The organism is Mumia sp. ZJ1417 (genome assembly GCF_014127285.1).
GTDB lineage: Bacteria > Actinomycetota > Actinomycetes > Propionibacteriales > Nocardioidaceae > Mumia.
The window spans coordinates 180185-196171 of sequence record NZ_CP059901.1; the positions used below are offsets into that span (position 1 = coordinate 180185).

Below are 15987 nucleotides of genomic sequence, written 5' to 3' on the forward strand. Positions count from 1 at the left end.
GACTGCGTTCCCTCGACGAAACCGTCGGGGCCAATGACTGTCGACGGCGCTGGGTAGGCCCGTGACATACGGGCCGCTCACGTGGCGCACTCAGTCTCGTCTGCAAAGCCCCGCGGAGCGGGGCTGCGGGGGAGGCGGTACGCCGTCCACGGGTCTTTTCCGGAGACGGTGCATCGTTTGGGCGAAGGTACCCCGTCGTGTCCCTACTCGCTATAGATTGGGGTCCCCGGTCGAAGATGAGGCAACCAAACTATGAAAAGTGCCGGCCGCTCAGCAGAGCCCGCGTTCCGTCAGCTCTGCCACATGCTGTCTCTGAGCAAGACTCGCAAGGTGCAAAGTGCAGTCGACAGTTTGGTGCTAACTACCCTGAGCATCGACCCGAGGGTCGGCGACGGCGGCGATCCAAACGAGCTCGCCCTAGCTGTAGCGACATACTTTGGGGTCACCCTGGATGTTGGCGATGTGCGGTTGGCGATCGAGAACCATCTACGAGGCGGCCGGATCCTTGTTGATCACACGGAGGGCTCTGCCCGCATTGTCTTGGCGCCCGACGTTCGCGCCGCGCTTGCCGAGCGGATCGATGCATCCGAGCAACTTGAGCGGGACGTTCGCGACGAATGGTTGAGCCTTCAGGTGACCACCGCGAGCGGTCTTCCAGACGACAAACTTTGGATCGCGCTTCAGGCATACCTCGGTCAGGTCTTCAACCAGCACGGCGCCCAGGCGGTCCAATTGCTGGACTCTCGAAGTGACGCGAGCAATGAAAAAGGAAACTTGCTTGGTTTGTTGGATAGTGCAATTGACCGTGCTGGCCTAGCCTTCGCGCGGGAGAAGGCTAGGGTCGCGGTACGAGCCTTCTTCACCTCGCCGAGCCCAAAGCGTCTAAAGTATATGTCGGAGCTGCTCGACGGAACGTTCACGTTCTTTGCGCTGACGGTGAGCGATTCGACCGCTGACTATCTAAAGGGGCAAGTGCCCAGTCTGAAGCTATTCCTCGACACCAATGTCGTGCTTGCCGTCCTTGGCCTGCAGGATAATCCTCTGCAGGAGGCTGACCTTGAACTCCTTGAAATGATTGAGAAGGAGAAGTATCCGTTTAGGCTCTATTATCACGAACGCACATTCAAAGAAATACTCAAAATTCTGGATGCTGCGCGCGCGAGTTTGAAGCGTCAGCGGTTCACCCCCGGGTTGAGTCGCGCCTATCTGCAGTACATCGAGAGTCGCGGCGGTGGCTTCGGTCTTGAGCGGCAATTCCACGTACTCAACGCGAAACAGCAGATCAACACCGATGCCTTTCTTGCGCGATTTGATCATGTCGAAGACCTGCTACGTGACCGCGGAGTTGAGCGGTACAACCAGGCCGGGGCTGAGTTGAAGACGGAGAGAAAAGGCGAGTATATCGCCGAGTTTGAACATTTCCTGAAGTCGCGTCTGCGTCCAGGAAAGCCGTCCAGGCGGTATGAGGCATTAGATCATGACATGACAGTATGGATGTATCTGCAACGCCAGCGATCAGGCAGTACGAACGCGCTTCGCTCGGGGGCGTTGCTGCTGTCCAACGATTACTCGTTGCATGCTTTCGACCGTTCCTTCCTCATGTCTTCTCAGGATGGAAAGGGCGTGGCGACCGTCGTTCTGCCGCAACATCTCCTGCAGATTCTACGCCCGTTTAGTCGAGTAACTACGGATTTCGACCAGAAGTTCATGGAGATATTTGCTGCCCCGGAATTTCGGACCGCGCAGACGGACTATGGACAGACGGCGTCAAAGGTGCTGGCGTACCTGGCAAGCTTTGAGGGAGTTCCGACTGAAACCGCTGTTCATATCTTGAATGATGATCTACTCATGGGTCAGCTTAAAGATATTGACGCATCTGAAGAAGCTTTCGGTCAACTCGTTGAGAATGCTGTAATTAACGAGAATAGTGCTCTTGTGCAGCGTCTTTCCGAAGCATCCGAGAATCTTACGGAAGCCCAATCGGCAGCTCGTGCTGCGGGCGCACAGGCTGCTGCCGAACGATCGGCGCGCGAAGAAATGGAGGCGGCGGCGGAGGCGGCAGCACAGCGGATCGTTCAGGAGTTGGACAGGTCGCGAAAGAAGGAAGCTGTCGAAGCTGCCGCTCGGAAGGACGCTGATGAGCGCGCTGCGGCAGAAAAGAAGGAAAAGGCTGATCTGCTGAAGCAGCTGGAGGAAGAGCGCGCGCATCGCGTGGCTGCACAGGGAGCGGCCGAACGATTTGCACGGCATTGGCAGCGTTTTCGGAGGTTTGGTGCATTGGCATTGTCGATCACGCTGATTATTCTTGCGCTGGCCGGTCCAACCTGGTTCGACTGGGCCGGGCTCCTGAATCATCCAAATCAGAAAGGCATGCAGGCCCTGGTTTGCGTAGTCATCGCCGGGATCGGATACCTTATCGGCGGTGGCACCAAGCATAGTGGCGTAGTGATTGCAGGCGTCCTTGTTGGCGGTGTGTTGACCCTGTTGTCTCTGCTCTAGGAGAGTGGCCGCAGTGGCTTCACCCCAGAGTAGGCAGTTCGCCCCAGCGTGCGAAGGCTCACGAGTGTTGCGCTCCGTCGGGTGCGTCCAACTCTGGTCGAGCAGCGGTCGCCAAGCGTGGGCGGTCGTTGCTGGACGACGGAGGCGATCCGATCCATGAGTCAATGCAGTCTGCGCGGCGCACTACGGATTCCGGGCGAACGATCCTTCGCGTCCCAATCCAGAAATTGTCCATCGAAAATATCCAAGACCGCCTCGTTGATTTCGCGTGAAAGGTTCTCCATAGCTTGCACCATCTCTAGAAGCTGGTGCGGTGAGAATGCTTTCGTGGGCGTCTTGAGGCCTCGCCGTGCTAGAACAACGGTGTGTTGCTGGTTGGGTCCGCCAGGTGCTGATGGCATCCAAATCCCATGAATAATTTGATTGCGATCTTCCATCAGCTGGCGGGCGGTGTGGGCGTACTCGCGCAAACGCGCTGTGCGTGACAACAAGACACTGACGTTGCAGGAGAACCGTGCCCGCGCGGTCGTCGACGGCGAGACGACCTCACGGACACCGCGGTTCGTCAAGACCACCAACGCTCACGCACCCTCGACGAGTCATCGCTGGCCCGGGCACGGCGACTGGTCGGGCTCAAGGGCTACGTCACCAACATCCCCACCACCCTGATGCCCGCCGGCGAGGTGATCGCCAGCTACCACGACCTCTGGCAGGTCGAAGCATCGTTTCGGATGTCCAAGGACGACCTCGCCGCCCGACCGATCTTCCACCACACCCGCGACGCGATCGAGGCCCACCTGACCACGGTATTCGCCGCCCTCGCCGTGTCCCGATACCTCCAGGACACCACCGCAATGAGCATCAAGAAGATCGTCAACACACTACGACCCCTCCAAGAGATCAGCGTCCGCATCGCCGGCCACGACCACACCGCCCACGACCCCTCACACCCGCCGCCAAAGACATCCTCGACGCCACCGACACACAGTGGCCGACACACTAAAACGGCACGACTCGGGACGTGCTGTCCTCGTCGTCTCGTCACGGCGCCCAGATAGACGCACGGCCGGAACCATCAGGGGTCGGCAGCAGATAGATCAGAGCGCGACCGGCCGCCGCCACAGGACCGGCATGACCGCGTCGCGTAGCACTGCAACCAGCAGCGGGCATCCGTCGGCGACATGGATGAGCGCTGCCTCGCAGACGAACGCCACGTTCGGATCGGAAAGCAATCCAACCATCTGGGTTGTGGTCTGGGCTCGCTCTCCGGAGTTCGCCATGTTCTCAACGCAAGCAGCCATGTCGTTCAGCGCGGCCCGATTCTCGTCATCGGCGTACCCATTGACGGTTGCGTGGAAATTGGCCCAATCCGCTACCGGCTCGGGAGGAAGCGCCATTCTCGGGTTGCGCCGGACCGTGTCCAAAGGCACCGCTTGGGGACTGATGCGGCTGTATCTCGGGTTGAAGTCACGCAACACTCCGAACCAGCGCTGAATAGAGGCGGCGGTAGCGCGAGCGACGGTGTTCCCGCCGAGGGCGGCCCGGAATCCATCGACAATCAGGGTAGAAACGACGCTGGTCGTAGCGACGGCACCCGCGAACTGGCTGGCAACCACGAGACCATCTTGAGGTTCAGGCGCTTCAAGCAGTTTCAGTGAGTGTGTCACCAGTGGATGGAAGTAGATCGGCTCACTTGCCATCCCGTCGTCCACGATCTCGAGGGCTAGGGAAGGTCCGACTGGAACGACCGCTCCGAGCCTTTCAGGCGCGTTGTCATCGATCGTGAGGACGAGGTTCGTGACAGCTTCCTTCTGGTGGGGCTGGGGCTCGGAGAAGTAGCGGCCCGCGGCAAACAGAAACGTGTTGCGCCAGTGCGGTGAAGCGCTGATCCGGCGCAGCTTGGGGATGGCATCTTCGACCGTCCCAGTCGTCAACGCGAGCGCCGCCATCATTTCTTGCAGGGATCTCACCTCGTAGCCATAGCCGCCGCCTGACTGCGGCGTGATAAGGACTAGTCGGTGGGTCGCGGCGGTAACGATCCGGTCGAGCAGCCTCTTGTCGGCATTCGACGGGTCGTGGCCGGATGCCTTCAAGACGTGCCACGCAGTGTCGCGCAGCTCCTCGGGCGACATCACCGAGTCAGCCCCTGTGGGGGTCTCTGCTTGTTGCTGCAGCGTCAGAGCGACCCTGCGATGCAGGTCCAGGACGACCTGCGCATGGTCGCGGAGCAGTGCGGAGAAGCCGAGCTCCTTGGTTTGCTCTCGTTGCTCGACGACCTTGTAGTAGCCCCAGAAGAGGGCGTAGCGGCTTGGAGAAAACTGCCGCGAGGTCTCAGCGATGATGGACATGATGAGGACCTGTAATGGCGTGCGCAGGAGGTGCCGGAGCGCGTCGTCCTTTGCGGCGTCCTCAAGCAGTTCCACCATGCCGTCCCTGCGTGTTCGGTCGTTGGGTATCCGAACCCTCGCCACCCGTCGCCCATAAGCGAGGGCATCATTGATGCTCAGGTCGGCAAGGTCCACGCGCGAGAACATGGTCGACGGCATGTCGTCCACGTAACCGGTTGGCCGTGTAGTGACCATGACGAGTACGTCGGCGTCTTTCGTTTCAGCTTCGGCGACGAAGGCCTCAACGTCGGCAACGAGGGTCTTACGGACCGATGGCTCGGTCACCTCGTCGAGTCCGTCGAGCACGATGAACGAGGGCCAGGTCTGCAACCACTTCCACAACGCCCAGCGCGGTACGTCCTTCGCTGCGACCTGCCGCGTAAGGTGGCTAGCAATCCAATGAAGAAGCGTGTAGTCCTCGTTCGTCGCCTGCGCGATCGCGAACTTCGCGAGATCGACGCGAATTGGCCACCGTCGGCTCGCGGGCAACGCTCGTCCCATCGAAGCCAATGCGCTCTTCGTACCGGCTACTGCCGCCTTCTGTTCATCTCCAAGGTCGTCGGATTCACCGACAAGCGCCGCTCGATAGGCGTGCACAAGGAACTTGCTGATGGTGGTCTTGCCGTTGCCGGGCGCGCCCACTACCACGAGGTGACGCGGCTTGTGACGGGTCGTGACCGTTGGTTTCAGCATCTGGTCACCGTGGTCGAGCGTGTATCGAATTACACGCTCCTTAGAGGGCTCGTCTTCCACAAGCACTGGCAGGTCAACGGCAACCTGCTCCACCGGCACGCCCTTGGTCTCGCCCCCAGCCTCATCGAAGTACACATTTCGTTCATTGACCAGAGCCCATCGAGCGTGATCTCGCAGCGCACCGCCCATCTCGTCCTGTTCGAGGTGTGTCGTAAGTTGGCTCAGGTCGGCGAGCACGTCACCAGCGGTTAGAAATCCGTCGAAGGCGCGGCGAACGCTCTCGTGAGCATCGAGCAGGCCGTCAATCTGGTACCCGTCCCAGATGCGCCAGCGCCGCAGATTCCGCATACGATCACGACGGGCCTCGCGTTCCTTGCGTGCCGCCAACCTGTCGGCGCCGCTCAGGTGGTCTTCGGAGGTCGAGTCCTTGAGTCCGTTCAGGTACTTCTTCACGGCGGCGACGACGGTGTCGAAGCCGCCTTTGTCCTGCGTAGGGGTCAGCGGAACATTCGTCACGAAGACCAGGTAGTTCGGCACCTCTCCGCGGTTCGTGTCGGGTGTTGACCACTCAACGAGTTCTGCGTGGATTTGCTTCCAGACCCAGGCGGCATCCTTCTCGGGGCCCTCGAGCGTGGCTTTGTGCTTCACCTGGAAAACTGTGACACCGTCCCACGACTCGGCCCCGTGTTGGTCGTCGGCCGACCACACGACAGCACCGTTGGCGAGCATGTCGCGGCCTCCGTCGCGCCCCCGTCCCATCGGACGCACGTGCGCACCGAGGGCTTTGATTGCAAGCGCGGCGGCGCAGTCCTGAAAGCCAAACGGCCCCAGCCGCTGGAGGTCGTATCTCACGCGACTTCTCCCATCCCCTGTCGGACAACATCCTCGCGCAAATGAGCGTCAAACACTGACGCAACTGAGAATGTGACACGCATCCGAACCCTTGCCTACCTGTAGCGTCTGCACGCGAACGTCATTTGGTTGGAAACGGGTGTGCGGGGCTGAGGATGCGGAACCGGGTGACCCGCCGAGGCTGGTGACGACTCAGCTGCTATAACCGCGGCGTAAATGGCCCGTTGGACGTTAGCATCCAGGGGTGCCGTCGTCATGTTCGCCGCTTCTCTACTACGCCGCAGCCGGTGCCCTCCTGCTCGGAGCGCCTGCTGGGGGGTTCTATCTTGCCCAGCAGGGGCGGCGGGAGGCAGCCCGGCGATTGCAGGTCAAGGACACCGAGATCATGAAGGAAGCCCTCGCACGAGCGAAGGATCTTGCGGTCCTCCGCACGGAAGCCATCGAGGCAGGCGTGGACCCCGATGTGGTGATCGCCGGCTACGAGGCGCTCCGCGATGGACAGGTCTCCCCCGACGGCGTGGTCGACATGCTCATTCGGGGCGAGATCAGCGACTGATCGACCGTTCCGAGAGCGGACCGTCGCTGGACCGAGCGCCGCGCAAGGTCAGCGGAGCGACCTCGCCACTGCTCCTGCTGACGATGTACGTCAGTCTGCGAGTCGCTGGCGGGGCAGATTCGTCAGCGACCGGGGTTAAGCCCCGAGGAATGGTGTAGCGCTGTGCTTCTCGACGCGGTCGCGCGACCGCGCGGGCAACGTGTCCGGGTGGAGCCCTGCGGTGTGCGCGAGTGCCCCGTACGACGACCGTGCGCTCATGGCGTCGGCCGGCTGGAAGCGGACGAAGGGTGCGGCGTACCCGCGCCGCATGATCTCCACGTCGACCCGCAAGGGCGCGACGCTGAAGACCGGGTCGACGCGTGGCGGGGCGATCGCGCTGGTCGTCACGCGGTGCTAGGGGTGCGGCACCGTAGACGTCAGCCATCGCAAGATCCCGACGTGCGGTGCCAGCGACCATCTCTCGCGGACACTGGATCGTCCAGTCGGCACTTGGTGCGGAAGCGGGGAGAGTTACGGCTCCCGTCGCTAGGCTTGGCGTATGCCGAACCCCGCGAAGCTGCTGCTGGATCTCCTCGACTCATGGGAGGTACCGCCGAACAGGAGCATAAAGCACGCCAGGGGCTTCTCGGGTGGAGAACTCCAGGCGTGGCAACGGCACCAGCTCGCCGCCCAGTGGATTGCGGAGATCGAGAGTTCACTCAACAGTTTTGTTGCGACGGATGACTTGGACCAGGTTGAGGCGTGGATCGAACAATTGCACCTCTGGTACGCAGCGCTGTTCGAGCCTGATCGCGCCTGGAATTTGAAAATCCAGGAGGGCCTGTCCCCCCTGAGTGGTTCGCCGCGTAGCATGCTCCGGGCTCTTATTCCGATGCTCGACACCGCGAAGGCGGTGCCTAAGAGCGGCGCGGAGCAAATCGCCCAGCTGCTTGCGGCGTTGGCCGACGCACGGAAGCTCGTGAACGAGTCCACGTACCTGAATCGTGAGGTGGAGCGATACATCAAGCAGTTGCTTGATGAGGCTGCGATCGTCGCCGAGGAAGTCGAGAAATACGGGGAGGCTACGCTCCGAGCGCGGGTGTTCGAGGTCGGCGGGGCAATGACGGCCCTCGCAGAGGCGCCTGGCGTCTCAGAGGAAGAGAAGTCGAAGTGGACGGCCCGAGCGAAGAAGATCCTTACTGTCGGAATGTGGACTGGTTACAACGCGGCCGTCACGATGGCCACGCAAGGGGCAGTGGCCGCCCTTCCTCCGAGCGAAAGTTAGAGCCTGTCGAGGTATGCCGGGTTGAACCAGTTCTTTCGAGTCACGACCTTCGCGCCCTCCGCCTTATGGCAGTCGTGGCACAGGGGCTGGATGTTCTGGAGGTCTTACATCTCCCCGCCTGTTGCCAGCAGGACGATGTTCCGCCTACAGGCCGCGACCCAACGCCGCGGCGTGACCCCTGGGCTGCCCTAGCCTTCGGGGGTGATCGAGTTGATTGGCGGCGTGCTCGTCGGCCTGGTCGCCCTGTCGCCGTTCGTGTACTCGTTGACGGGTCGGCGGAGGCGGCTCCGCCACATCAGGGAGTTGTCCGACGCGATCACCGCTCTCCCCGACGGGCTCACCGCTTCTGAGACGCATCTCAAGGACCGACTCTCGAAGGATGTCTTGGAGTACGTGGAGTTCGACTCGTTCGCCAGGATGCGAAGAACGCGAAGACTGGCGTGGACGGCGACGGGGGTCGTCCTCGGCAGCCTCGCGCTCGCTGCGTTCGCGAGCGCCAGCTTGCAGCGCGTTCCCACTGGCGCAGGTGTGGCTGCGATTCCTTTCTGGCTCTGGACCACGATCGTCTGTAGCGTCGTGCTCTACGTCGTTGGCTTGGGGTTTCTTGCCGCCTACTGGTTTGCGCTACGCGAGTTGCGGGCAGAGAAGGTTGCGCTGAAGGCCAAGGCCGGTTCGTAGTTGGAATCGGCCTCGGCCTTTCCGCGCGTTCGCCTGAACTCGCCGTCCGGGCGTGCACGTGGCAGATCGGGGCGTTCGTCCTGGTCCGTACGGTCTGCGTGGAGCGGGTACGGTGAGCCCTGCTGTGTCAGAACGGAGCCTGGGACGTGCGGCGTGTCGTTGTACCCCCACTTCAGGGGCCGGATATCCGACAACAACTCCCGCTCCTCCTTCGACGTCGAATGGGTTCGACCTGCGTTCGCTGTTGGAGTCTGTCGACTCCTCGAGGTCAAGCGCGGAAACGACTGGCGCGGTCGACGGGTGGACGTGGCCGAAGTCGGTCATGAACTTTCAGCCCGAGACAGGGCGCTCGTTCCGCCACGTTTGTGCCGCCGAATATGCAGGAGACGGCCGCCGCGATCGTCGGCCAGCCGAACCATGACGCTGTTTGCAGTTCATCGTCACGACAAGCCAACCGTCCGGCGACTACAGCTACCAGCGGAAGACCTACGTGCGCGTCGGCATCGAGGCGGCTACCCAGGTTCATTTGACGGTATGGCTCGACCAGTTAAGACGGCACAGGGCTGAGCGGTGCCCACTTCCGGGCTGTATGGGCGCCGAGTCGTAGGTGGGCCACTCCCCCTGGGGGTCCGTCTCCCCGGAAGGCATCGGCGGCGCGTCCACCCACAAACTCACACCCCGCTGAACCCCCGCGCTCGTACGGTCGTCCAACGCCCGGCCTCTCGGAACGGCCCGGGCTGACCAATCCGCGCTCGGCGGATCGCACACACGGGGGAACACCAGGATGCTTCGCGCTGCGCGCACTGCTGCGCTCATGCTCGCCACCACGACCGCTGTCGTCGCCGGCACGCTCGCGGCCACGACCACACCGGCCGCTGCGGCGAGCCCGTACGTCGTCACCTCAGCCGCCGACCACACGGACGCGACACCAGGCGACGGCCAGTGCCGTACGAGCGCAGCGACCGGCACGGTCTGCACCCTGCGCGCCGCGATCCAAGAAGCCAACGCAGGCGGCGGCGCGGACACGATCCGCTTCGCCATCGGCTCCGGCCCGGTGACGATCTCGCCGACCTCCGAGCTCCCGCAGATAACCGAGCCAGTCACGATCGACGGCTTCACCCAGCCCGGCGCCGGCACCACCCCGATCGTGCACCTCGCCGGCGACACCGTTGGCGCGGGCGGCGACGGCCTGCGCCTCGCGGGCGGCACCAGCTCGGTAACCGGCCTCGTCCTCACGCACTTCGAGGTCGGCATCTTCATCTCCGGCCCGGGCGGCAACCTCGTCACCGGCAACTACGTCGGCATCGCCGCGGACGGCACGACCGGGCGCGGCAACTCGTACGGGATCGTCATCGAGAAGTCGCCCGACAACGTCATCGGCACCTCCGCCGGCCGCAACGTGATCTCCGGCAACGCCAAAGCGGGCATCACGGTCACCGGTGCCGCGGCGAAGGACAACGAGATCGCCGGCAACCGCATCGGCACGAACGCTGCCGGGACCGCCATCGTCGCGAACCTCCTCGGCATCACCGTCCTCGACGGCGCCCTCGACACCCGCATCGGCGGCACCACCGACGCCGACGGCAACCTCCTCTCGGGCAACGTCAGCCACGGCCTCGAGGTCGCCCAAGCTGCGAAGGGCACCGTCGTCTCCCGCAACCGCATCGGCACCGACGCCGCCGGCACCGCCGCAGTGCCGAACCGCATGCAAGGCGTCGTCACCATCAGCGCCGCCAAGACGACCCTCCACGCCAACGTCATCTCCGGGAACGGCGAGACCGGCGTGTGGGCGTACGGCATCACGGGCACTGACGCCCACGAGATCACCGACAACCTCATCGGGACGAACGCGGCCGGCACGGCAGCCCTCGGCAACACCTCCGACGGGATCCGCCTGTCGGGGCCGACCGACTTCAGCACCCCCGCCGCGTACGCGAAGATCACCGGCAACACCGTCTCCGGCAACGGGCGCGACGGCATCCGTACGGCCGACAGCGGCCGCAACGACATCAGCACCAACACCATCGGCCTCGCCAAGGGCGGCGGCACCACCCGGATCGCCAACAAGGGCGTCGGCATCCTCCTCTCCCGCGACAAGCGGTCGTCGGTGCGCCACAACGTCGTCTCCGGCAACGACGGCGGTGGCATCTTCGCCGTCGGAGGCCACGCGGGCGAGCCGCTCGAGCTCCTCAGCAACAAGGTCGGCACCGACGGCACCGGCGTGTGGGCCGTCCCGAACAAGGTCGGCGGCATCAAGCTCACCGCCGAGCCGTCAGCGCCGACCGCCGGCGCGTACGGGGACGTCCGCAGCAACCTCGTCTCCGGCAACGACGGCGACGGCATCGTGGTCGCGCACGGCGTCGCGGCAAGCACCGTCACTGACAACACCGTCGGCGCGAACCTCGCCAGGACTGGCGCCCTCCGCAACCAGGGCGTCGGCATCTGGGTCGAGAAGGGCAGCGGCCACGTCGTCGGCACCCCGGGCCACGGCAACCTCGTGGTCGCCAACAGCAACGGCATCCTCGTACGCGGCGCGTCGAGCGTCTCCGTCGCGGCCAACACCGTCGGCGTCCTCCCGGGCGGAGGCAACGCCCCCAACCGCAACCAGGGCATCAAGGTCGACGGCGGCGCGACGCAGGTGACGATCGGCTTCAAGCCCGCCGACGCGATCCCCGCGGGCAGCTGCACCGGAGCCTGCAACACGGTCAGCGCCAACGCCGGAGCCGGCATCGGGGTCGACGGCGCGGCCACGACCGGCGTCACGATCCGCGGCAACGTGATCGACAAGAACACCGGCATCCCGATCGACCTCGGCGCGAGCGACCCGACCGCGAACGACGCCCAGGACGCCGACACCGGCCCCAACGGCCTGGTCAACTTCCCCGTCGGGGTCTCCGCGTCGTACGACAAGGTCAAGACGAAGACGTTCGTCACCGGCGTCCTCACGACTCCCGACCCGAAGGGCACCGTCGTCGACGTCTACAAGGCGGCGGGCCCCGGGCCGGTCAGCGGGTTCGGCGCGGCGAAGGAGTGGGTCGGCACGGCGACCCTCCACCCGACCGCGGCCGGCGCGCACTTCGTCCTCGAGCTGCCCGGCGACCAGACGAGGAACGCCACCTACTCCGCAACGGCGACCGGCGCTGACGGCTCCACCTCCGAGGTCTCGATGGTCTGCCTCGACACCGACGGCGACGGCACGCTGGACGACGATGGCGACGCGATCTGCGACAGCTGGGAGACGAGCGGCATCGACTACGACGGCGACCGCGTCGTCGACCTGCCGCTCAACGCTGCGCCGTACGGGGCCGACCCGACCAAGCCCGACGTCTACGTGGACGTCGACTATATGGACGGCGCGCTGCACAGCGACCGCCCGGCCGCGCTGGCGATGGAGCGGGTCATCAAGGCGTACGAGTTTGCGCCGAACGGCGGCCTCGCCCTCCACCTCTCGCCGGGCTCCGCCGGTCGCGTCGACGACGCCGTCGAGCACAGCGGTGACATCAAGGTGATGGCGCGAGGGTCGGGCGACGATGACGACTACTGGGACCTCAAGGACGGCAAGCCGGGCGAGCTCTGCGACGGCGCGTTCGGGACCAAGGCGGACCGGTCGAGCCCGCGCTGCCACGCGGTGCTCGGGGCGAAGCGGCTGATCTACCGGTACGCGCTGTTCACCCACCGCTTCGACGAGGCTCCCAAGACCTCCGGTGTCGCGGACCTCGGCGGACAGGACGTCCTCATCAGCCTCGGCAGCTGGAGCGACGACCTCCTCACCAGGGTCGGCGGCACACTCAGCCGCTGCGTCACCGTCGAGCACTGCAAGAGCGAGATCGAGGCCGGCACGTTCATGCACGAGCTCGGCCACGGGATGGGGCTCGATCACGGCGGCGCGGACGACGTCCAGAACAAGCCGAACTATCTGAGCGTCATGAACTACACGTTCCAGTTCCTCGCCTCGACGCCCACCCGCCCGCTCGACTACTCGCGGTGGAAGCTCCCGACGCTGCACGAGAACAGCCTCGACGAGGCCGCCGGGATCGCCGCGAACGAGTCGGCCGCGACGAAGGCAGAGATCACGAGGCGCTGGTCGGCCACCGCGTTCAGCTGGTACGACGCCGCGCAGGGCAAGTGCGTCTGGCGCAGCGGGTCGCCGGTCTGGGCCATCGACTGGAACCAGGTCGGCGGCGCGGCACAGACCGGTGTCCGGGCCGGCATCGCCGCCGACGGGCGCGGCGGCACCGCGTGCCAGACGATCCGGTCGATCGCGCTGGAGGGGCACAACGACTGGGAGAACATCCGGTATGACCTGCGCAGCTCGGGCGGATACCGGACCGAGGGCGTGTCCGCGCAGGTCGCCGCGCGTGCCGGTGCCGAGCGGGCGGGGCAGGACGTCGAGGACGCGGCGGCGCTGTCGTCGCTCTCGGACAGCGACGACGACGGCGTCCCCAACGCGACCGACGTGTGCGTGCTCAAGGCCGATCCGGCACAGAAGGACGCGGACGCCGACGGCATCGGGGACGCGTGCGTCGACGACATCACCGACCGCGACGTGTCGGTGGCCGTGGCGGCGCCGACGGAGGAACCGTCGGTCGGGTCGCCGGCGACGGTGCGCGTGACCGCCTCGAACTCCTTCCCGCTCGCGGCGACGGACCTCGAGATCGCGGTACGGCTGCCCGACGGCCTCGCGCCCGTGTCCGCGACGGCCAGCCACGGATCGTACGACCAAAGCGCGCGCACCTGGACGATCCCGTCGCTCGCGAAGCGCTCGTCCGCCACGCTCGACCTGGCCGTACGCGCGACGCGCTCCGAGGTGGACCTCGACGTCGAGGCGGAGGTCGTCGCGGCCGGCGAGGACGACCGCGACTCCGTCCCGGACAACGCCGACCCGCTCGAGGACGACCTGGCGTCGGCGGCCGTACGGGCGAAGCTCGTCTACACGCTCGAGCCGCTGCGGAAGGACGTCGTCGGTGCGGTCCGCGACGGCGAGACGCTCGCAATGCTGCACCGCGACAGCGCCGGGATGCGGCGGATCACGCTCGAGCACGCGGGCCGTACGACGACGCTTCCGATGGCATCGGACGACCTCAACGTGCAGGCCGTCAACGCGCACGGCGAGGTCGTGTACTGGGTCGGCGACGTGTCGTACGTGTGGCGCGCCGGCACGTCGGTGCGGCTGCCCGACCACTTCGTCGCCTCCGGGATCAACGACGCGGGCACCGTCGTCGGCGGCTCGTACAACAAGGCCGCCACGTGGGTCGACGGCACGGTCACGCACCTCGCGGACCTCGACCCGACCCACCCGAGCGCCGGCGGTGTCGCGACCGCGATCAACGACGACGGGCTGATCGTCGGCTACTCGATCTCGCGGTACGGCCGTGAGAACGCGGTCCGCTGGGAGAACGGCGTGATCGACTCGATGGGTATGGATCCTGGTGAGGTCTCGCTGGCACTCGACGTCGCTGACGGCGGCGCGGTGGCCGGTGAGCTGATGAGCCGCCCGCTACGGGTCATGAACGGGCAGCGGACCGTCATCCAGGAGGGCCCGGGTCGTGCCGAGTCGGTGAATGCCGACGGTGACTTCGTCGGCCGCACGCAGGACCTGCGTGCTTTCGTGCACACGCAGGGCCAGGGGCGGCGGCTGGAGTCGCTCCTTGCACCTGGACAGGACTGGATCCAGCTCCACGGCGCGCTGGATATCGCCGACGACGGGTCGATCCTGGGTGTCGGCGAGTATCGCGGCGAGCTCCGTCATTTCATCGCACGGCCGGGTGTCGGGGCGCGTGCGGCGGGACTCACGGCGGATCCAGGCAGCGTCGACGTCGGTGTAGTCCGGGTGGGGACGAGCTCCGGTGCGCAGACGGTGACGCTGACCAACGGGACGCCGGGCCCGGTCGAGGTCGAGGCGCCGCATCTCGAGGGCGGGGCCGCGGCGGACTTCGCGGTCGAGGCCGGGACGCTGCCCCGTACGCTCGCGGCCGGCGAGTCCGTGGAGGTGGCGGTGAGGTTCACGCCGACGGCGGCCGGTGCCCGTACGGCGACGCTCGTGGTCCCGGCGTCGAGCGGGGACGTGACAGTGCCGCTGCGCGGCGAGGGGATGGTGCCCGACAGCGCGGCGCCGGTGGTCCGGTGCGCGACACCGTCCGCGGCCTGGTCGCGTACCGACGTCTCGATCAGCTGCACCGCGACCGACAGCGGCAGCGGGCTCGCGAATGCGGCGGACGCGACGTTCGCGCTGCGGACCTCCGTCGCCGTGGGGACGGCGAGCGCGAACGCGGCGACCGGCACGCGGCGCGTCTGCGACAAGGCCGGCAACTGCGCCACGGCCGGACCCGTACGTGGCGTGCGCGTCGACAAGCGGGCGCCGTCGGCGAAGGCCGCGCGCGGTGCTGCGGTGACGCTCGACGGTCGGTCCGTCGTACGGCTCGCGGGGACGGACGTCGGGTCGGGCGTGGCGTCGTACGACACCCGCGTCCGTACGGTCGCCCGCTCGGGAGCGACGTCCGGATGGTCCGTGCCGAAGGGCTGGCAGGCGTCGCGCGCCACGACACTCGCGCGTGCCGTGACGGCGGGGACGACGGCGTGCTTCTCGACGCGGTCGCGTGACCGGGCCGGCAACGTGTCCGGGTGGAGCCCCGCGGTCTGCACGAGTGCCCCGTACGACGACCGTGCGCTCAAGGCGTCGGCTGGATGGAAGCGGACGAAGGGTGCGGCGTACCTGCAGCGCACGATCTCTACGAGCACCCGCAAGGGCGCGACGCTGAGGACCGGATCGACGCGTGGCGGGTCGATCGCGCTGGTCGTCACGCGGTGCAAGGGCTGCGGCAGCCTCGACGTGCTCGTCGGGTCGCGGCGCGTCGCGCGGGTGAGCCTTCGCTCGACGGCGACGCGTCACCGGCAGGTCGTCGTGCTCCCGAGGCGGGCGTTCGCGGGGCCGATCACGCTCAAGGTGGTGACGAAGCGGAAGCCGGTCCGCATCGATGGGGTGGCGGTGCTGCCGTAGCGGTGCGGCTCCGTACGCGACCTGTCCCCTCGCCCTCACCCCACCGGCACCATTGCCCAAG

At 65.9% G+C, this 15987-nt stretch carries 7 protein-coding genes and 1 pseudogene; 7 read left to right on the top strand and 1 reads right to left on the bottom strand.

The annotated features are described in order from the left end of the window. Positions 1 to 303 precede the first annotated feature (303 nt). A complete protein-coding gene (locus H4N58_RS00880) occupies positions 304 to 2499 on the top strand; it encodes a cell envelope integrity protein TolA (protein ID WP_167249452.1) in 2196 nt (731 codons plus the stop codon). A 426-nt stretch (positions 2500 to 2925) separates the two neighbouring features. Further along, positions 2926 to 3459, top strand: a pseudogene (locus H4N58_RS00885) (transposase); the annotation flags it as partial. Between the two features lie 137 nt (positions 3460 to 3596). Here the strand turns inward: H4N58_RS00885 and H4N58_RS00890 are convergent. Continuing rightward, positions 3597 to 6431 (bottom strand): NACHT domain-containing NTPase, encoded by a 2835-nt coding sequence (locus tag H4N58_RS00890; protein WP_167249450.1) that lies wholly within the window; start codon positions 6429 to 6431, stop codon positions 3597 to 3599. Between the two features lie 244 nt (positions 6432 to 6675). On the opposite strand from H4N58_RS00890, the gene H4N58_RS00895 reads away from it, so the two are divergent. The 5 genes from H4N58_RS00895 to H4N58_RS00915 all read left to right on the top strand — a co-directional run bounded on the left by H4N58_RS00895 (position 6676) and on the right by H4N58_RS00915 (position 15926). Beyond that, positions 6676 to 6987 (top strand): hypothetical protein, encoded by a 312-nt coding sequence (locus tag H4N58_RS00895; protein WP_167249448.1) that lies wholly within the window; start codon positions 6676 to 6678, stop codon positions 6985 to 6987. A gap of 220 nt (positions 6988 to 7207) precedes the next feature. Further along, entirely contained in the window at positions 7208 to 7384 is a 177-nt protein-coding gene (locus H4N58_RS00900; RefSeq protein WP_167249446.1) for a hypothetical protein, read from the top strand. A gap of 141 nt (positions 7385 to 7525) precedes the next feature. Then, complete coding sequence (locus H4N58_RS00905) at positions 7526 to 8251, top strand: hypothetical protein (RefSeq protein ID WP_167249444.1); 726 nt, start codon at positions 7526 to 7528, stop codon at positions 8249 to 8251. Positions 8252 to 8452: 201 nt separating this feature from the next. Then, entirely contained in the window at positions 8453 to 8929 is a 477-nt protein-coding gene (locus H4N58_RS00910; protein WP_167249442.1) for a hypothetical protein, read from the top strand. 784 nt (positions 8930 to 9713) lie between these two features. After that, positions 9714 to 15926 (top strand): right-handed parallel beta-helix repeat-containing protein, encoded by a 6213-nt coding sequence (locus H4N58_RS00915; protein ID WP_167249440.1) that lies wholly within the window; start codon positions 9714 to 9716, stop codon positions 15924 to 15926. Positions 15927 to 15987 lie beyond the last annotated feature (61 nt).